Source organism: Streptomyces cucumeris (assembly GCF_024295805.1).
GTDB classification, from domain to species: Bacteria; Actinomycetota; Actinomycetes; order Streptomycetales; family Streptomycetaceae; genus Streptomyces; species Streptomyces cucumeris.
The window spans coordinates 266,403-283,612 of sequence record NZ_JANCLX010000010.1 but is presented as its reverse complement, the minus strand read 5'-3'; the positions used below and the strand labels follow the sequence as shown (position 1 = coordinate 283,612).

At 73.0% G+C, this 17,210-nt stretch carries 14 protein-coding genes, 2 rRNA genes and 1 pseudogene; 14 read left to right on the top strand and 3 right to left on the bottom strand.

The window, feature by feature from the left end; translation table 11 throughout:
- From NMK44_RS18160 to NMK44_RS18145, 4 genes and pseudogenes are all read left to right on the top strand, one after another.
- A 23S ribosomal RNA gene (locus NMK44_RS18160) occupies nucleotides 1-106 on the top strand; the annotation flags it as partial.
- 109 nt (nucleotides 107-215) lie between these two features.
- Nucleotides 216-332, top strand: a 5S ribosomal RNA gene (gene rrf / locus NMK44_RS18155).
- A 268-nt stretch (nucleotides 333-600) separates the two neighbouring features.
- Nucleotides 601-1,425, top strand: a pseudogene (locus NMK44_RS42700) (hypothetical protein); the annotation flags it as partial.
- A gap of 159 nt (nucleotides 1,426-1,584) precedes the next feature.
- Nucleotides 1,585-2,439, top strand: a complete 855-nt coding sequence (locus NMK44_RS18145) for a tetratricopeptide repeat protein (RefSeq protein ID WP_254744290.1) — start codon at nucleotides 1,585-1,587, stop codon at nucleotides 2,437-2,439.
- 76 nt (nucleotides 2,440-2,515) lie between these two features.
- Here NMK44_RS18145 and NMK44_RS18140 read toward each other — a convergent pair whose 3' ends face one another.
- Complete coding sequence (locus tag NMK44_RS18140; RefSeq protein ID WP_254744252.1) at nucleotides 2,516-3,802, bottom strand: DUF1015 family protein; 1,287 nt, start codon at nucleotides 3,800-3,802, stop codon at nucleotides 2,516-2,518.
- A 79-nt stretch (nucleotides 3,803-3,881) separates the two neighbouring features.
- Here NMK44_RS18140 and NMK44_RS18135 point away from each other — a divergent pair, with 79 nt between their 5' ends.
- From NMK44_RS18135 to NMK44_RS18120, 4 genes are all read left to right on the top strand, one after another.
- Nucleotides 3,882-4,931, top strand: coding sequence for an HAD hydrolase-like protein (locus NMK44_RS18135; RefSeq protein WP_254744250.1), 1,050 nt, complete (start codon nucleotides 3,882-3,884; stop codon nucleotides 4,929-4,931).
- A 122-nt stretch (nucleotides 4,932-5,053) separates the two neighbouring features.
- A complete protein-coding gene (locus tag NMK44_RS18130) occupies nucleotides 5,054-6,103 on the top strand; it encodes a FecCD family ABC transporter permease (protein ID WP_254744248.1) in 1,050 nt (349 codons plus the stop codon).
- Nucleotides 6,104-6,117: 14 nt separating this feature from the next.
- Nucleotides 6,118-7,161, top strand: coding sequence for a FecCD family ABC transporter permease (locus NMK44_RS18125; protein ID WP_254744288.1), 1,044 nt, complete (start codon nucleotides 6,118-6,120; stop codon nucleotides 7,159-7,161).
- The gene (locus tag NMK44_RS18120; protein ID WP_254744246.1) at nucleotides 7,158-8,210 is read left to right on the top strand and encodes an ABC transporter ATP-binding protein; all 1,053 of its coding nucleotides are present in this window, start codon (nucleotides 7,158-7,160) and stop codon (nucleotides 8,208-8,210) included. Before NMK44_RS18125 ends, NMK44_RS18120 begins: the two co-directional genes overlap by 4 nt.
- Here NMK44_RS18120 and NMK44_RS18115 read toward each other — a convergent pair.
- A complete protein-coding gene (locus tag NMK44_RS18115) occupies nucleotides 8,158-8,505 on the bottom strand; it encodes a sterol-binding protein (RefSeq protein ID WP_254744244.1) in 348 nt (115 codons plus the stop codon). The genes NMK44_RS18120 and NMK44_RS18115 overlap by 53 nt on opposite strands.
- 193 nt (nucleotides 8,506-8,698) lie before the next feature.
- Between NMK44_RS18115 and NMK44_RS18110 the strand changes: the two genes are divergently transcribed.
- The 6 genes from NMK44_RS18110 (at nucleotide 8,699) to NMK44_RS18085 (ending at nucleotide 15,492) form a co-directional block, all read left to right on the top strand.
- Nucleotides 8,699-9,007 (top strand): hypothetical protein, encoded by a 309-nt coding sequence (locus tag NMK44_RS18110; protein ID WP_254744286.1) that lies wholly within the window; start codon nucleotides 8,699-8,701, stop codon nucleotides 9,005-9,007.
- A 36-nt stretch (nucleotides 9,008-9,043) separates the two neighbouring features.
- Complete coding sequence (locus tag NMK44_RS18105; protein WP_254744284.1) at nucleotides 9,044-9,916, top strand: TlyA family RNA methyltransferase; 873 nt, start codon at nucleotides 9,044-9,046, stop codon at nucleotides 9,914-9,916.
- 41 nt (nucleotides 9,917-9,957) lie between these two features.
- Nucleotides 9,958-10,893, top strand: a complete 936-nt coding sequence (locus tag NMK44_RS18100) for an NAD kinase (protein ID WP_254744282.1) — start codon at nucleotides 9,958-9,960, stop codon at nucleotides 10,891-10,893.
- 131 nt (nucleotides 10,894-11,024) lie between these two features.
- Nucleotides 11,025-12,776 (top strand): DNA repair protein RecN, encoded by a 1,752-nt coding sequence (recN, locus tag NMK44_RS18095; RefSeq protein ID WP_254744242.1) that lies wholly within the window; start codon nucleotides 11,025-11,027, stop codon nucleotides 12,774-12,776.
- 290 nt (nucleotides 12,777-13,066) lie between these two features.
- Entirely contained in the window at nucleotides 13,067-14,206 is a 1,140-nt protein-coding gene (locus tag NMK44_RS18090) for a glycosyltransferase family 4 protein (protein WP_254744280.1), read from the top strand.
- Between the two features lie 122 nt (nucleotides 14,207-14,328).
- Complete coding sequence (locus NMK44_RS18085; RefSeq protein ID WP_254744278.1) at nucleotides 14,329-15,492, top strand: glycoside hydrolase family 64 protein; 1,164 nt, start codon at nucleotides 14,329-14,331, stop codon at nucleotides 15,490-15,492.
- A gap of 18 nt (nucleotides 15,493-15,510) precedes the next feature.
- Here the strand turns inward: NMK44_RS18085 and NMK44_RS18080 are convergent, their stop codons facing one another.
- On the bottom strand, nucleotides 15,511-17,166 hold the full coding sequence (locus NMK44_RS18080; protein WP_254744240.1) for a PucR family transcriptional regulator: 1,656 nt from the start codon (nucleotides 17,164-17,166) through the stop codon (nucleotides 15,511-15,513).
- Nucleotides 17,167-17,210 lie beyond the last annotated feature (44 nt).

Genomic DNA, 17,210 nt, shown 5'->3' with positions numbered 1-17,210 from the left:
CTTGATGGGGTAAGGCTCCCAGTAGACGACTGGGTTGATAGGCCAGATATGGAAGCCGGGTGACCGGTGGAGTTGACTGGTACTAATAGGCCGAGGGCTTGTCCTCAGTTGCTCGCGTCCACTGTGTGGTTCCCGGGTTGCGAACAGTCGCACCGGTGAATCAGTTCCACTTTATAAATTGAAAAGTGTGCTTGTTCGCTAGAACCCGATAGGGTTTCGGTGGTCATTGCGTTAGGGAAACGCCCGGTTACATTCCGAACCCGGAAGCTAAGCCTTTCAGCGCCGATGGTACTGCAGGGGGGACCCTGTGGGAGAGTAGGACGCCGCCGAACAATCTTTGGAGGACCCTTGGTCCCAGCGTTCAACGCTGGGACCAAGGGTCCTTTTTTGTTTTTGCTGTACCCGCACCGGTGAGACCGGTGCAGGAGAATGACCGAGTACCTCACGACAGGAGTCACGCCGATGTCCACCAACTCTCCCGACGACCGGTCGGACCGCGAGCCGCGCCGCCGGGACGGCGGCGACCGGCGGGACTTCCGCGACTCCGGCCCCCGCCGTGACCGCGACCGTGGTGGCTTCCGGCGCGATGACCGCCGTGATGACCGGCGTGATGACCGTCCGCGTGGTCCGCGTCGTGATGACGACCGTGGCGGTTTCCGCCGTGACGATCGCCGCGATGATCGTGGTGGCTTCCGGCGCGATGACCGCCGTGATGACCGTCGTGACGACCGTCCGCGTGGTCCGCGTCGGGACGACCGTGACGGTGGCTCTCGCCAGGGCGGCTTCCGTCGCGATGACCGACCGGGTTTCCGTCGTGATGACGACCGTGGCGGTTTCCGTCGCGATGACCGTCGCGATGATCGTGGTGGGTTCCGTCGTGACGATCGGCGTGATGACCGTGGTGGGTTCCGCCGCGATGACCGGCCTGCGTTCCGTCGGGACGACCGCCGCGATGACCGCCGTGATGACCGTCGTGACGATCGGCGTGATGATCGTCCGCGTGGGCCGCGTCGGGATGACGACCGTGGCGGGTTCCGCCGTGACGATCGCCGCGATGATCGTGGTGGTTTCCGTCGTGACGACCGTCGTGACGACCGGCGTGACGACCGCGGTGGTTTCCGTCGTGACGATCGGCGTGATGACCGCCGCGATGACCGTCCGCGCGGTCCGCGTCGTGATGACGACCGCGGTGGCTTCCGCCGTGATGACCGTCGCGATGATCGTGGTGGGTTCCGTCGTGACGATCGGCGTGATGATCGCCGTGATGACCGTGGTGGGTTCCGCCGTGATGACCGGCCTGCGTTCCGTCGGGACGACCGCCGCGATGACCGTCGCGACGATCGGCGTGATGATCGTCCGCGTGGGCCGCGTCGTGATGACGACCGCGGCGGCTTCCGCCGCGACGACCGGCGTGACGACCGCCGTGATGACCGTGGACCGCGTCGTCCCTATGGTCAGGGCGGCGGCCCGGGCCGTGGGCGCGATGACCGTTCCGGCGGTGGCTTCCAGGGCCGTCGCGATGACCGTTCCGGTGGTTACGGCCGCCGTGACGACCGGGGCCGGGAGCGCGGTGACCGTGAGCCGATCAAGCGGCTGCCGATCCCGGACGACGTGACCGGCGATGAGATCGACAAGTCGGTACGTCAGGAGCTGCTGAGCCTGCCCAAGACGCTCGCCGAGGACGTGGCGAGGAACCTCGTCATGGTCGCCAAGCTGCTCGACACCGAGCCCGAGCAGGCCTACGGGTACGCGCGCATCGCCCTGCGGCTCGCCTCCCGGGTGGCCGCCGTGCGCGAGGCCGCCGGGTTCGCTTCGTACGCCGTCGGCAAGTACTCCGAAGCACTGGCCGAGTTCCGGGCCGCGCGGCGGATGACCGGCAACACGGAGCTGTGGCCGGTGATGGCCGACTGCGAGCGTGGCATGGGCCGTCCCGAGCGGGCACTCGCCATGGCCGGTGAGCCCGAGGTGCAGAAGCTGGACCGGGCTGGGCAGGTCGAGATGCGGCTGGTGGCCGCCGGCGCCCGGCGCGACATGGGCCAGGCCGACGCCGCCGTGGTGACCCTGCAGAGTTCGGAGCTGGCGTCCCACTCGATCCAGCCGTGGACCGCGCGGCTGCGTTACGCGTACGCCGACGCGCTGCTGGCCGTGGGCCGTGAGGACGAGGCCCGCGAGTGGTTCGCCAAGGCACTCGAGGCCGACCAGGGCGGCACCACGGACGCGTCGGACCGGCTCGCGGAGCTGGACGGTGTGGAGTTCGTGGACGCCCTCGACCCCGACGAGGCGGCTCAGGACGAGGCCGCCCAGGACGAGGTCGAGACGGTCACGGTCACCGTCACCGTCACAGAAGCCCCCGAGGCCGACAGCGAGCCCGCGTCCGCGGAGCCCGTCGCCGACCAGCCGCAGGACAGCGACGAGCCTCAGGACGGCGACGACCGCTGACGAGCGCACCACAAGAGGGCGGAACCCGTGCCACGGGTTCCGCCCTCTTGCTCTGTCCGGCTGATTCCCTCCGGGATCAGCCCAGCGTCAGACTGCGCAGTACCAGCCCCGTCGCGGGTTTCGGTCCGAACGACGTCGACTTGTGCGGCATGGCGACGCCCTGGCGGGCCAGGTCATGGACGACGTCCTCGTTCACCGGGTGCATCAGCACCGCCGTGCCGCCCAGCCGTTCCGCCTGCTCGACCACGGCTTCGGTGTCATGGATGTAGCCGATGTGCTCGGGTGCGTCCGGGACGTTCCAGAGATGGTCCAGCAGTACGGAATGGAGGACCGTCGCGTCCAGGGTGCGCCATGCCTCCGGCCGTCCGCCGGGCACCGTCCGGGCCAGCAACTCCGCGTCCGGGCGGTCCATGAGGTGGAAGCGTCCGTCCCCGGTGAGCAGGAAGGCGTTGCCGTCGGGCTGGGCCGCGGTGGCGTCGGCCAGGGCGTCGAGGGCGCGGGGCAGCGGGCCGTCGACCTCCTGGATCCGGAAGGCGTGGCTCGCGGCGGCCAGCGCCTTGGCGGGCGGCAGCCGTCGCAGCAGCCGGTGGATGGCCCGGACCCGGAGGGGGTAGCGGACGGTGTCCACGAGCAGTACGAGTCCGTAGTCCCACGGGCCGGGTTCGGGCCGCTCCTCGCGCAGCCGCAGATAGGTGGCCCAGCGGTGGTGGCCATCGGCGATGAGGGCCTGGCGGCCGCGGAGGTCCTCGGCGATCTCGATGAGGTCGGCCGGGTCGGTGAGCCGCCACAGATGGTGGTCGATGCCGTCCTCGGTGGTCGTGGACAGCAACGGCTCGCCCCGTACCGCCCGTTCGATGACATGGGCGGCACCGCTCTCCCCGCCGTTGCCCCGGTAGGCGAGCAGCAGGGGTTCCAGATTGGCCGCGGTGGCGCGCATCAGATCGGCGCGGTCCGCCACGACGTGCGGCATGACCTCCTCGTGCGGGAGGACGATGCCCTCCTCGCGGGGGCTCAGCCGCAGGGCACCGATCAGACCGCGCTGGAGGGCCGGACCGTCGCGCTGTTCGTAGATGTAGAGCGCCGGTTCCGGGTCGGCGGCGAGGACGCCGTCGGCCTGCCAGCGGCGCAGCGTCTCGGCGGCCTGCCGGTGCCGGTCGGCCGGGGTTCCGGCCTGCGGCAGGATCAGCCGGACGATGTTGTAGGGGTCCGCGGTCTCGAGTTCGCGCAGACCGTCGGGCCGAACTACCACGTCATAGGGCGGGGAGGTGACAGCGGCGATGCTGCTGACCCGTTCCGCCGCGTAGCGCAGCCCACGGAACGGGGTGAGCTGGAGACCTTGCCCGCCAGGCCCTGGAATGCTCATTTGAGAATGCTATGCCCCGGACGGGGATGGGCGATGATCGGGGGAGAAGCGCACAGATCTGCGAGGAGTGTGTCCGTCCATGAACCAGACCGCCGTCCGGACCCGGCCCGAGGGCAGTCAGCGTCCGCTGAACGAGGTGTACGACACCGCCCTGCTGGACCTCGACGGGGTGGTGTACGCGGGCGGTGAGGCGATCGACCACGCCGTGGAGGCGCTGGGCACCGCGCGGGACGACGGAATGCGGCTGGCCTATGTGACCAACAACGCACTGCGCACCCCGCAGGCGGTGGCCGAGCATCTGACCCGGCTCGGAGTGCCGGCCGAACCGGATGACGTGATCACCTCGGCGCAGGCGGTGGCCCGGCTGATCGCCGAGCAGCTCCCGTCGGGCGCACGGGTGCTGGTGATCGGCGGCGAGGGACTGCGGGTGGCGCTGCGCGAGCGCGGTCTGACGCCGGTGGAGTCGGCGGACGACGATCCGGCGGCGGTGGCACAGGGGTACGGCGGACCGGATCTGCCGTGGTCCCGGCTGATGGAGGCGGGGTTCGCGGTGGGGCGGGGGGTGCCCTGGTTCGCGTCCAACACGGATCTGACGATTCCGAGCGGCCGGGGCATCGCACCGGGCAATGGCGCGGCGGTCGAGGTCGTACGGATCGTCACCGGAGCGTCCCCGCAGGTGGCGGGGAAGCCGCTGCCGCCGATGCACCGGGAGACGATCCTGCGGACCGGCGCCCGGCGGCCGTTGGTGGTCGGGGACCGGCTGGACACCGATATCGAGGGTGCCTACGCGGGTGAGGTGGACTCGCTGCTGGTGCTGACCGGGGTGACGGACGCGGCGCAGCTGCTGGCGGCCGGGCCGGAGCACCGGCCGACCTATGTGGACCGGGACTTGAGGGGGCTGCTCGGCTCCCAGCCGGCGGTGGAGTCCGCCGGAGGGGCGGAGGCCCGGGACACGTTCCGGTGCGGTGGCTGGACCGCCCGGGTACGGGACGGCGCGCTGCTGCTGGAGGGGGAGGGCAAGGAGCCGGTGGACGGGCTGCGGGCGCTGTGCGCGGCGGCCTGGACGGCGGCGGGTGACGGTGTGAGCTCCGCCGGGACGGGGAAGGCTCTGGCCCGACTGGGGTGGTGAACCGCCCGGCGCGGGCCGGTGGGGTGACCTCGCGGTTCCGGTGCCCGACCGGGTGCGGCCGGTGAGGCTTAGGGTAACCTAACCTAAGCCTTGATCGACCGTGCAGTGAGGTGGAGTTCCGCGTGACCCTGGTCAGTCCGGCGAAAGCCGGGACCGAGACAGCGACTGCGCCACCGGGGCGCCGCACCGCGCGTCGAGCGGCCGGGCTGGTGGCCTCGGTCGCCGTACTGCTCGTGGTCCTCGCGGCCAGTGTCGCCATCGGCGCCAAACCGATCCCCCTGGACGATGTCTGGCACGGGCTGTTCCACTACAGCGGCCAGAACAGCGATGTGGTGATCCGGGACGTACGCGTACCGCGCACCGTCCTCGGGCTGCTCGTCGGCATCGGGCTCGGGCTCTCCGGCGCGGTCATCCAGGCGCTCACCCGCAATCCGCTGGCCGATCCCGGGCTGTTGGGCCTGAGCACCGGGGCGGCCGCCGCCGTCGTCTCGGCGATCAGCTTCCTCGGCATCACCTCGCTCACCGGCTATGTGTGGTTCGCCTTCTTCGGCACCGCCGTGGCCTCGGTGCTGGTGTACGCGCTCGGCGGCAGCCGCGGGGCCACCCCGGTGCGGCTCGCGCTCGCGGGGACGGCGGTGTACGCGGCGCTCTACGGCTACGTCAACGCCGTTCAGCTGCTGGACGGGGTGGCGCTGGACAAGATGCGCTTCTGGATGGTGGGTTCGCTCGCCTCCGCGAATATGACGATCGTCCAGCAGGTCGCCCCGTTCCTGCTGGTGGGATCGGTGCTCGCGCTGGCCCTGGCCCGTCCGCTGAACGCCGTGGCGCTCGGCGACGACACCGCCCGCGCGCTCGGCACCCATCTGGGCCGTACCCGGGCGCTGTCGATGCTGGCCGTCACCCTGCTGTGCGGGGCGGCGACCGCCGCCTGCGGGCCGATCGCGTTCGTCGGGCTGATGGTGCCGCATCTGGTGCGCGCGCTCACCGGTCCTGATCTGCGCTGGATCCTGCCGTACGCCGCGGTGCTCTCGCCGGTGCTGGTGCTGGGTGCCGATGTGATCGGCCGGGTGGCCGCCCGGCCCGCCGAACTCCAGGTCGGGGTGGTCACCACCTTCATCGGCGGCCCCGTCTTCATCTACCTCGTACGCCGCCGAAGGATGGCCCAACTGTGAACGCGAGCAAGCGCATGACGCCCAGGACGCGTGGGGTGACGCTGCGCACCCGCGGGTTCTCGATGCGCCTGGACCTGCGCGGGGCGATCGTCGGTCTGCTGCTGGTGGTCCTGTCGCTGGTGATGGCCGTGGTCCTCATCGGCACCGGCGACTTCCCCATCGCCCCCGCCGATGTGCTCAATACGCTGGCGGGCAACGGCAATCCGGCCCAGGACTTCATCATCAACGAGCTGCGGATGCCGCGGGTGCTGGTGGGGCTGCTGGTCGGCGCGGCCCTCGGGCTGTCCGGGGCCCTCTTCCAGAGCATCTCCCGCAATCCGCTGGGCAGTCCGGACGTGGTCGGTTTCGGACAGGGTTCGGCGGCCGGGGCGCTGGCGGTCATCGTGCTGTTCCAGGGCGGACCCGGCGCGGTCGCGGCCGGGGCCGTCGTCGGCGGTCTGGTGACCGGTGCCGGGGTCTACGGACTGGCGTGGCGGAAGGGTGTCCACGGCTACCGGCTGGTGCTGGTGGGCATCGGCGCCTCCTCGATGCTCAGCGCGGTCAACGGCTATCTGCTGACCAAGGCCGATCTGCAGGACGCCACCCGCGCGGTGGTCTGGCTGACCGGTTCGCTCAACGGGCGCGACTGGAGCCAGGTCTGGCCGCTGGCCACCGTCTGCGCGGTGCTGCTGCCCGTGGTGCTGGCCTACGCGCGTGACCTGCGGATGCTGGAGATGGGCGACGACAGTGCCTATGCCCTCGGGGTGCGGGTGGAGCGGACCCGGCTGGTGCTGATGCTCGCGGCCGTCGTGCTCACCGCGTCCGCCACGGCCGCCGCCGGGCCCGTCGCCTTCGTGGCGCTCACCGCCCCGCAGCTCGCCCGCAGGCTCACCCGGTCCTCGGGGCCGAACCTGCTGCCCTCGGCCTGGATGGGCGCCGGGCTGCTGATCACCGCCGACTGGTCCGCGCAGCGGCTCTTCGGGGCCGATCAGCTCCCGGTGGGCGTGCTCACCGGGATGCTGGGCGGCGGCTATCTGCTGTGGCTGTTGGTGACCGAGCGCAAGGCGGGGCGGATATGAGGAAACACAACGGCGCGGACGGAGACGCGGACCACACCATGGACCAGGACATACGACAGGATCAGGACACCCGGCAGACCGTGGCTTCCAGCACCTCCACCGGCACCACCCGCCCCCGGACAGCCGACGCCACCGATGGACCTCAGCGGCTGGTCGCCGAGGGGCTCACCCTCTCCTACGACCGCCGCACCGTCGCCGAGAACCTCTCCGTCACCATCCCGGACCACTCCTTCACGGTGATCGTCGGCCCCAACGCCTGCGGTAAGTCCACCCTGCTGCGCGCCCTGTCCCGGATGCTCAAGCCCGCCGCCGGATCGGTGCTGCTGGACGGGACGGCGATCGGTTCACTGCCCGCCAAGAAGGTCGCCCGGACCCTCGGGCTGCTGCCCCAGTCCTCGATCGCCCCGGACGGGATCACCGTGGCCGACCTGGTCGCCCGCGGCCGCTATCCGCACCAGGGCCTGCTGCGCCAGTGGTCGGAGAAGGACGAGCGGATCGTCCAGGAGTCCATGGACGCCACCGGGGTCGGCGAGCTGGGCGACCGCTATGTCGACGAGCTCTCCGGCGGCCAGCGCCAGCGGGTGTGGATCGCGATGGCCATCGCCCAGCAGACCCCGCTGCTGCTGCTCGACGAGCCCACCACCTATCTGGACATCCAGCACCAGATCGATGTGCTGGACCTGTGCGCCGAACTCCACGAGGAGCAGGGCCGCACCCTCGTCGCGGTCCTCCATGACCTCAACCACGCGGCCCGCTACGCCACCCACCTGATCGCGATGCGCGACGGTGTGGTCGTCGCCGAGGGCGCGCCGGGCGAGGTGGTCACCGCGGAGCTGGTGGAGCGGGTCTTCGGACTGCGCTGCCAGGTGATCGACGATCCGGAGACCGGCACCCCGCTGGTCATCCCGGCCGCCCGCCGGGCCCGGACCCCCGGTGCCCCGGCCACGGCCGGATCCCCGGCCCGCAAGGACGACGGACCGCGTGAGCTGTCGGCGGCTACAGCAGCTTCCGCAGCCGGACCAGATCGAGCAGACCCGCCTCGAGCCTGACCCGGCCGCTGCCCCAGGCCCGGGCGAAGTGCAGTTCACCGTCGACCAGCGCCACCAGGTCGTCACCGGTCATCGCCAGCCGGATCTGCGCACGCTCGGGCGGCGGGCCGGGGACCGTCGTCACATCCTCGATCCGGCTGTCCACCAGACGGCCGACGAAGGTGGTGTCGAGGTCGGTGATCCAGCAGCTCACCGAGCGGTCGAGCGCGGCGGCGCCGCGGAGGTCCCCGTTCGCGCCCGCGAGGTTCTCCGCCAGTTTGTCGAGTGCGCCACGGCACTGTTCCAAGGTCGCCATCGCGATGACCGTACCCCAGGTCGCGCACGTCGGAGAACGTACGGTTCGCGGTAGCGTCGGGGCCATGAGCGAGCCGATGCCGGGCGTGCGGCCCGGAGCAGAGCCCGGCGCCCCGCCCGCCGCGCCGGACCGCTACGCGGACCCGGCGCCGGAGGCCGCGGCCGGACCGTCCCCGCGGGCCGCGGACGGCGCGATGCCGACTGCCCCCGAGGGCGAGGAGCGGCAGCGGGCCCCGGAGGGCACCGGTGCGCCGGACACCCCGGCCGCGGAGGCTCCCGGACCGGCCGCCCCGGCCGCCCCGGCCCCGCTCGGCGTCCCCCGTACCCCCACCGGCGTCGCCGAGGTCGACGCCCGGCTCGACCGGCTGGCCGATGCCGACCACCTCGGGACCGGTGAGCATCCGGAGGTGTACGAGGATGTGCACCAGGGCCTGCGCGACACGCTGACGGCACTCGACCGGCGGCCCGGACCGCCGGCCCCCGCCCCGCACGGCCCCGTCTGACCGGAACCGACCTCAGGAGCTGAACCACCCGTGGCAGTGACCCGCCCACGACGCGTACGACTCGACGCGGAGCTGGTGCGCCGCAAGCTGGCCCGTTCCCGTGAGCACGCCGGCCAGCTCATCGCCGCGGGCCGGGTCACCGTCGGCGGGACGACCGCGATCAAGGCCGCCACCCAGGTGGAGACCAGTGCCGCGGTCGTCGTGATCAAGGACGACAGCGACCCCGAGTACGTCTCGCGCGGCGGTCACAAGCTGGCGGGCGCCTTCCACGCCTTCAGCGAGGAGTACCGGAACGGACCGGGCGCCGGGCAGATCACCGAGGCCCGGCCGGTGCCCGGCGCCGCCCTCGCGGTCGCCGGGCGGCGGGCGCTGGACGCGGGCGCGTCCACCGGCGGGTTCACCGATGTCCTGCTGCGCGCGGGCGCCTCCGGCGTGCTCGCCGTGGACGTCGGATACGGACAGCTCGCCTGGTCCCTCCAGAGCGATGAACGCGTGACCGTTTTGGACCGTACGAACGTACGCGAGCTGACGCTGGAACAGATCGGAGGGGAGCCCGTGGACCTGGTGGTCGGCGATCTCTCCTTCATTCCGCTGGGGCTGGTGCTGCCCGCCCTGGTGCGCTGTGCCGCGCCCGACGCCGACCTGGTGCTGATGGTCAAACCGCAGTTCGAGGTCGGCAGGGAACGGCTGGGCAGCGGAGGTGTCGTCCGCAGTGCCGCACTGCGTGCCGAGGCGGTGCGCACGGTGGCGGAACAGGCGGCGGGACTCGGGCTGGGAGCGCTGGGTGTGACGGCCAGCCCGCTGCCCGGACCGAAGGGCAATGTCGAGTACTTTTTGTGGATGCGCGCCGGGGCGCCGGCACTGGACCCGGCCGATGTCGACCGTGCAGTGGCGGAGGGGCCCAGTTGACCACTTCAGAAGCAGCGTCGGAAGCAGCGGATCGCGCCGATCTGGCGGAGCCGTCCGACGCTCCCGTATCCGCGGCCGAGCCGACGGCCGGACGCACCGTCTTCCTGCTCGCGCACACCGGCCGCCCCGCGGCCGTCCGCAGCGCGGAACTGGTGGTGCAGGGGCTGCTGCGCAGCGGTATCGGGGTGCGGGTGCTCGCGGAGGAGGCCGAGGACCTGCCGCTGCCGTCCGCGGTCGAGCGGGTCGAGGCGGGCCGGGACGTCCTGGACGGCTGTGAGCTGCTGGTGGTGCTCGGCGGTGACGGGACGCTGCTGCGCGGTGCGGAGTTCTCGCGGATCTCCGGGGTGCCGATGCTGGGGGTCAACCTGGGCCGGGTCGGCTTCCTCGCCGAGGCCGAACGCGATGACCTGGACAAGGTCGTGGACCGCGTGGTGACCCGGAGCTACGAGGTCGAGGAGCGGATGACGATCGATGTGCTCGTCCGCAACGACGGCCACATCGTGCACACCGACTGGGCGCTGAACGAGGCATCGGTGGAGAAGGCGGCCCGCGAGCGGCTGCTCGAGGTGGTCACCGAGGTCGACGGCCGTCCGGTGTCCCGCTTCGGCGGTGACGGGGTGGTCTGCGCGACCCCGACCGGCTCCACGGCGTATGCCTTCTCGGCGGGCGGTCCGGTGGTCTGGCCCGAGGTGGAGGCGCTGCTGATGGTGCCGATCAGCGCCCACGCCCTGTTCGCCAAACCGCTGGTGACCACGCCGGACTCGGTGCTCGCGGTGGAGGTCCAGCCGCAGACGCCGCACGGGGTGCTGTGGTGCGACGGGCGCCGCACGGTGGAACTGCCCGCCGGGGCGCGGGTGGAGGTGCGGCGCGGAGCCGTACCGGTGCGGCTGGCGCGGCTGCACCACGCGTCGTTCACCGACCGGCTGGTGGCCAAGTTCGCGCTGCCGGTGGCGGGCTGGCGCGGCGCGCCCCACTGAGCGCTCCACGGGCTGCGGGGAGGTGCCGGACGGTGCGGTGAGCCGCCGGACGGCTCCCGCCACCCGGTCATCTGTGCGGACGGGACCCGGAAGGTGAGCCCCGTCGTCGCGTCGGACCGGTGGAACCTCGTATGGTCGTGCACGTGCTGGAGGAGATGCGGATACGTGCGCTGGGCGTCATCGACGACGCGGTCGTCGAGCTGTCGCCCGGCTTCACCGCGGTGACCGGTGAGACCGGCGCGGGCAAGACCATGGTGGTCACCAGTCTGGGGCTGCTGCTCGGCGGCCGCGCGGACGCCGCCCTGGTGCGGATCGGTGCCAAGGCGGCGGTCGTCGAGGGGCGGATCACGGTCGACGCGCGCTCGGCCGCGGCCGTACGGGCCGAGGAGGCGGGTGCCGAACTGGACGACGGCGCTCTGCTGATCAGCCGTACGCTCTCCGCCGAAGGGCGCTCCCGGGCCCATGTGGGCGGCCGGTCCGTCCCCGTGGGGCTGCTGGGCGAGCTGGCCGACGACCTGGTGGCCGTCCACGGCCAGACCGATCAGCAGGGCCTGCTCCGCCCCGCCCGGCAGCGCGAGGCGCTGGACCGGTACGCGGGCGCGGCGGTCGCCGGACCGCTGGAGAAGTACGCGGGCGCCTACCGGAGACTGCGGGCCGTCACCGCCGAGCTGGAGGAGCTGACCACCCGCGCCCGGGAGCGCGCCCAGGAGGCCGATCTGCTCCGCTTCGGCCTGGAGGAGGTGGCCGCCGCCGAGCCCCGCCCGGGGGAGGACACCGAGCTGGCCGCCGAGGCCGAGCGGCTCGGTCACGCCGAGGCCCTGGCCTCCGCCGCCGCCGTCGCCCACGCGGCCCTCGCCGGGAACCCGGAGGACCCCGAGGGCGTGGACGCCACCACGCTGGTCGGCGGCGCCGCCCGGGCCCTGGAGGCCGTACGCGCCCATGACCCGGCCCTGGCCGGACTCGCCGACCGGATCGGCGAGGTCGGCATCCTGCTGGCCGATGTCGCCCAGGAGCTGGCGGGCTACGCCGACGACCTGGACGCCGACCCGCTGCGGCTGGCCGCGGTCGAGGAGCGCCGCGCGGCGCTGACCCAGCTCACCCGGAAGTACGGCGAGAGCATCGCGGACGTCCTGGACTGGGCGGAGCAGAGCGCGGCCCGGCTGGCCGAACTGGACGGTGACGACGACCGCATCGGTGAGCTGACCGCCGAGCGCGACGCGCTGCGCACCGAACTCGGCGAGCTGGCGCAGACGCTGACCGACGCCCGGACCGAGGCCGCGGACCGTTTCGCCGGGGCGGTCACCGCGGAGCTGGCCGAACTGGCCATGCCGCACGCCCGCGTCACCTTCGCCATCGGCCAGACCGAGGCCGCCGAGGAGACGGCGGGCGTCGAGGTCGGCGGCCGGGCCGTGCTCTACGGTCCGCATGGCGCCGACGAGGTCGAGCTGCTGCTCGCCCCGCACCCCGGCGCCCCGCCCCGCCCGATCGCGAAGGGCGCCTCGGGCGGTGAGCTGTCCCGGGTGATGCTCGCCGTCGAGGTGGTGTTCGCCGGGTCCGATCCGGTGCCGACCTATCTCTTCGACGAGGTGGACGCGGGCGTCGGCGGCAAGGCCGCGGTCGAGGTCGGCCGTCGGCTGGCCCGGCTGGCGCGCTCCGCGCAGGTCGTGGTGGTCACGCATCTGCCCCAGGTCGCGGCCTTCGCCGACCGGCACCTGGTGGTGGAGAAGACCAACGACGGTTCGGTGACCCGCAGCGGGGTCAAGGCCATGGACGGCGAGGACCGCGTACGGGAGCTGTCGCGGATGCTGGCCGGCCAGGAGGACTCGGAACTGGCGCGGGCGCACGCGGAGGAGCTGCTGGAGGCGGCGCGCACCGGACGCTGAGCGCTCCGCGGGACGCCCGGCGTTCCGCGGGACGCGCACCGGGCGGCCGCCGCGCGGGGACTGTCCCGCGCGGTTCTCCGGGGCCCACCGGGACGGGCCCCGGTATCACCCGTACGAGTGGTACTGCGGACGTACGGACGAGTCAGGGCCGGGGGTCGTGCGGTCACCTTGCCGCGGGGCGGTGTGAGTGCTGGCATTCTTGGGCCCAGCGCACTCGTACCGCCCGCACCGCCGCGCCCCCAGCCCCGACCCTATATCGCCTCAGGAGCTCCGCCCGCGTGAGCAGTACCGTGAGCACCACCCCGGTCCCGCCGCACGGGCAGCCGTCGCTGCACGCCGTCCAGGTGCTGGGGAAGGGCGGTTCGGGCAGCGGGGTGCATGTGCGCTCACTCTCGGCCGGGCTGGTGGCGCGCGGGCTGCGGGTGACCGTCTGCGGCCCCCGGAGCGCCGAACACGGTTACGGCTTCACCGGGGCGGGTGCCCGGTTCACCGCCCTCGACGCGCTGACCGACGCGGGGAGCGTCGCCGCTCTGCGCGCGGCCTCGCGCGGCGCGGAGCTGGTGCACGCCCACGGGCTGCGCTCGGGGCTGCTGGCCGCGATGGCGCTGCACGGCCGCCGCGTACCGCTGATCGTCACCTGGCACACCACCGTGGACACGGACGGGGCGCGGGGGCCGGTGGTCCGGCTGATGGAGCGCAAGGTGGCGCGCACCGCCTCGATCGTGCTGGGTGCCTCCTCCGACCTGGTGGAGCGGGCCCGCGCCCGGGGCGCCCGGGACGCGCGGCTGGCACCGGTCGCGGTGCCCGCACCCCGCTCCGGGGGCGCCGCGGACGCCGCGGACGACGGCGAGGAGTGGAAGGCGCGGGCCGAACTGGGCGTCATGGAGCGGCCGTTGCTGGTCACGGTGGGCCGTCTGGAGACGGCGGGCCTGGACCCGCTGCTGGACGCGGCCCGCCGGTGGCGGGCCCTGGATCCGCAGCCGGTGCTGCTGGTCGCGGGGGAGGGGCCGGACCGCGGTGCGCTCCAGCGCCGGATCGCGGCGGAGGGGCTGCCGGTGCGGCTGCTCGGCCGCCGTGACGATGTGCCGGGGCTGCTCGCGGCGGCGGATGTCGCGGTGCTCTCCAGCCGTTGGGAGGCGCGGTCGCTGCTCGCCCAGGAGGCCCTGCACGCGGGGGTGCCGCTGGTCGCCACGGCCGTGGGCGGAGTGCCCGAACTGGTCGGGGACGCGGCCGAACTGGTGCCGTACGGCGATCCGGCGGCCCTGGCCGACGCGGTGACCGGGCTGCTCGCGGACCCCGCGCGCCGGATGGCGCTGGCCGCCGCCGGGCGGGCGCGAACGGCCGGTTGGCCCACCGAGGACGACACGGTCGGTCATGTCCTCAGCGTGTACGACGAGTTGGTGCAGACCTTTTGGTGCCAAGGGGGTTGACGGTCCCGGCGGCGATCGGCAGTGTGCTGCGCAGTGACCGCGAGAGAGCGCTCTCAGTCGCGCTGTCCCTCACCCTCGCGCTCCGTCCCGGCAACCCCCACCACGCCGAGGAGCACTTCACCATGATCAGTCGCCGCACCCTGCTGGGTTCCCTCGCCGCGTCGGCGGCCGCCGCCGGTTCCGGTCTCGCCCTCACCGGCGGCCGGGCGGCCGGTGCCCAGCGCGCCGCCACGCTGCCGCTCACCGTCGTCAACCGCACCGGTCAGTTCGGCAATACATCGATATGGCTCTACATCGTCGGCAACGAGGGCGGACGCCAGGTCCGGATGACCCCGGACGGCCGGCTCGCCCCCATCGCCCTGTCCGACAACGGTCCCGACGGCTGGACCGACTACGCCATCCCGCTGGCCGGGAGCGGGGACACCGAGCTGACCCTGCCCCGGATGTCCGGCCGGATCTATGTCGCGCTGGGCTCCCGGCTGAAGTTCAAGGCGGTCACCGACGGCGCGGGCAATGCCGCGCTCCAGTACCCGGCGGGATGGGTCTCCGGTGACCCCAACTACCAAGTCCTGCACGACTGCGCGGAGTTCACCTTCAACGCCGACGGCATGTTCTGCAACACCACCATGGTGGACATGTTCAGCGTGCCGCTGGCGATCCGCCTCACCGGCGCCAAGGACCAGAGCACCGGAACCCTCAAGGAGGGTGCCCGTGACAAGGTGTTCGCCGATCTCGCCGCGACCGACGCCTTCGGCCCGCTGGTGATCGGCGACCGGCTGCGGGTGATCGCACCGGGTCACGGTCTGGGCGCCGGACTGTTCCCGCAGGACTATTTCGCGTCCTACATCGACCAGGTCTGGGACACCTACGGATCGAAGGACCTCAAGGTCACCACCAACGCGGGCACCTTCACCGGCCGGGTCGGCGGCGGCACGCTCTCCTTCACCGGCCCCGCCGCCGTCTCCTTCGCCAGACCCTCCACCAAGGACGTGCTGTTCTGCGACGGCGCGCTGGCCGCGCCCAACGACGGTACGACCGGTCCGGTCGCGGCCGTCCTCGGGGCGGGCTTCAACCGCACCACCCTGCACGGCGCCGCCGTCCAGCCGGTCACCGACCCGGCGGCCTTCTACACCGAGCGGATCACCCACCACTACGCCAAGGCCATGCACGCGGCGACCACCGACGGCAAGGCGTACGGCTTCGCCTTCGACGACGTCGCCGACTTCGCGTCCTACATCCAGGACACCGCGCCGACCGGGCTGACGCTCACCCTGACCCCGTTCTGATCCCGCACTCCGTACGGGTCAGTGGACATGGCGGCGGGCCTGGAGCGCCACCCCCAGCGCGAGCACCGTCCGGGGGTCCTCCAGGTCGCTGCCGAGCAGCCGTGAGATCCGGGCCAGCCGGTCGTACAGCGTCTGCCGGTTGAGGTGCAGCGCACGGGCCGTCTCCGCCTTGCGGCCCGCGTGCCGCAGATACACCTCCAGCGTCGGCACCAGCGGTGGCCGGGCGGTGCGGTCATGGGCCAGCAGCGGACCGATCACCCGGTCGACGAAGGCGGCCAGATCCCCGTGCTCACGCAGTCGCCACAGCAACAGATCGACATCCAGACTGCGGACGTCGTACCAGTCCCGGCCCGGAAGTCCCCGCGCCGCGTTGGCCGCCTCCGCCGCATGCCGCAGCTCGGCCCCGGCCGACTCCCAGCCGACCGCGAGACCGGCGATCACCACCGGTGCTCCTGGGCCCGTACGGTCCGGCCAGGCGCGTTCCACCCCGGCCCGCAGACCCGCCGCGATCCGCTCGGCGACCGCGCCGCGCTCCGCCGCGTCCCGCAGCCCCGCCAGCAGCGGCACCCGGCCCTCCGGCAGCCGCACCCCGAGCAGCACCGGCACCCCCACGGCCGTCAACTCCTCCTGGAGGGCATGGGCCAGGGCCGCCCAGCTCTCCCCGCCGCCCAGCGGGCGGACGTCCTCCGCCAGCCGCGCCACCACCGGCAGCAGCGGGCCCTCACCCGGCCGGAAGCCCAGCACCCGCGCCTGGGCGGGCGCCTCCGACGGTTCGATCCGGCCCTCGGCGAGATCGGTGAGGAAGTCGCCCCGGCCCCGGGCCGTCAACTCCTCCTCCTGGCGGGCCCGCAGCAGTACTACGGCCAGCAGGTCCGCCGTCCGTTCGGCCGCGATCCGGTGCACCGGTCCCAGCGGCCCGGCCACCGGCAGTACGGTCAGCCGGGCCCGGACCGCGCCCGGACCGTGACCGCCCCCCGGGATGTCCGCGAGCACACTGCCCGCCGGGGGCTCCGGCTGCTCGGCCCCCCGCCGTGCCCGCAGCCCCTCCCAGACCTGGAGCGGATCGGCGAGCCCCGGCCGGGCCGCCTCCTCGCCGGGCCCCGCCGCGTAGAGCAGATGCCCCTCCGGGGTCTCCAGGAAGACCGGATTGGCCGCGAACCGGGCGAAGTGGCGCAGGATCTCCGGCACCCCGCCACCGCGCAGCAGTACCTCGGTCGCCTGGCGGTGCACCACATCGGCCTGGCGCAGCAGGGCGTAGTGCTCATTGACGATCTCGGTGTGGATCTCCTCGGTGACCGCCACGAACGGCACCTCCCGGTGGAGCTGCACCAGCGGCAGCCCACAGGAGCGTGCGGTGTCCACCACCGGTCCGGGCAGCGAACGGAACCGCGCCCCCAGCTCCACCACCAGCGCCGCGATGCCCCGTTCGGCCAGTCTGCGGACGAAGGCGCGCTGTTCGGCCGGGCGCGGTCCGACCCCCAGACCGGTGGTCAGCAGCAGCTCCCCGCCGCGCAGCAGCGCCGCGATATTGGGCGCCTCGCCCGCATGCACCCAGCGCACCGGACGGTCCAGCAGCTCCTCCCCGGACACCACCTCCGGGAGCCCGCGGCGCAGCGCCGGGAGGTCGAGCGCCCGCGCCACGGTGATCGTCCCCTGGGGACCCTGCGGTTCCATGGTCAGGACGTTACCCGGCGCGGGCGTCACGGGCCGGTGGGCGC

Coding starts and splice junctions, on each gene's coding strand:
- NMK44_RS18140 (WP_254744252.1), bottom strand. CDS start 3,802: ATGAGCATTCCAGGGCCTGGCGGGCAAGGTCTCCAGCTCACCCCGTTC.
- NMK44_RS18135 (WP_254744250.1), top strand. CDS start 3,882: ATGAACCAGACCGCCGTCCGGACCCGGCCCGAGGGCAGTCAGCGTCCG.
- NMK44_RS18125 (WP_254744288.1), top strand. CDS start 6,118: ATGACGCCCAGGACGCGTGGGGTGACGCTGCGCACCCGCGGGTTCTCG.
- NMK44_RS18080 (WP_254744240.1), bottom strand. CDS start 17,166: ATGGAACCGCAGGGTCCCCAGGGGACGATCACCGTGGCGCGGGCGCTC.
- recN (WP_254744242.1), top strand. CDS start 11,025: ATGGTCGTGCACGTGCTGGAGGAGATGCGGATACGTGCGCTGGGCGTC.
- NMK44_RS18085 (WP_254744278.1), top strand. CDS start 14,329: ATGATCAGTCGCCGCACCCTGCTGGGTTCCCTCGCCGCGTCGGCGGCC.
- NMK44_RS18115 (WP_254744244.1), bottom strand. CDS start 8,505: ATGGCGACCTTGGAACAGTGCCGTGGCGCACTCGACAAACTGGCGGAG.
- NMK44_RS18110 (WP_254744286.1), top strand. CDS start 8,699: ATGCCGACTGCCCCCGAGGGCGAGGAGCGGCAGCGGGCCCCGGAGGGC.
- NMK44_RS18120 (WP_254744246.1), top strand. CDS start 7,158: ATGAGGAAACACAACGGCGCGGACGGAGACGCGGACCACACCATGGAC.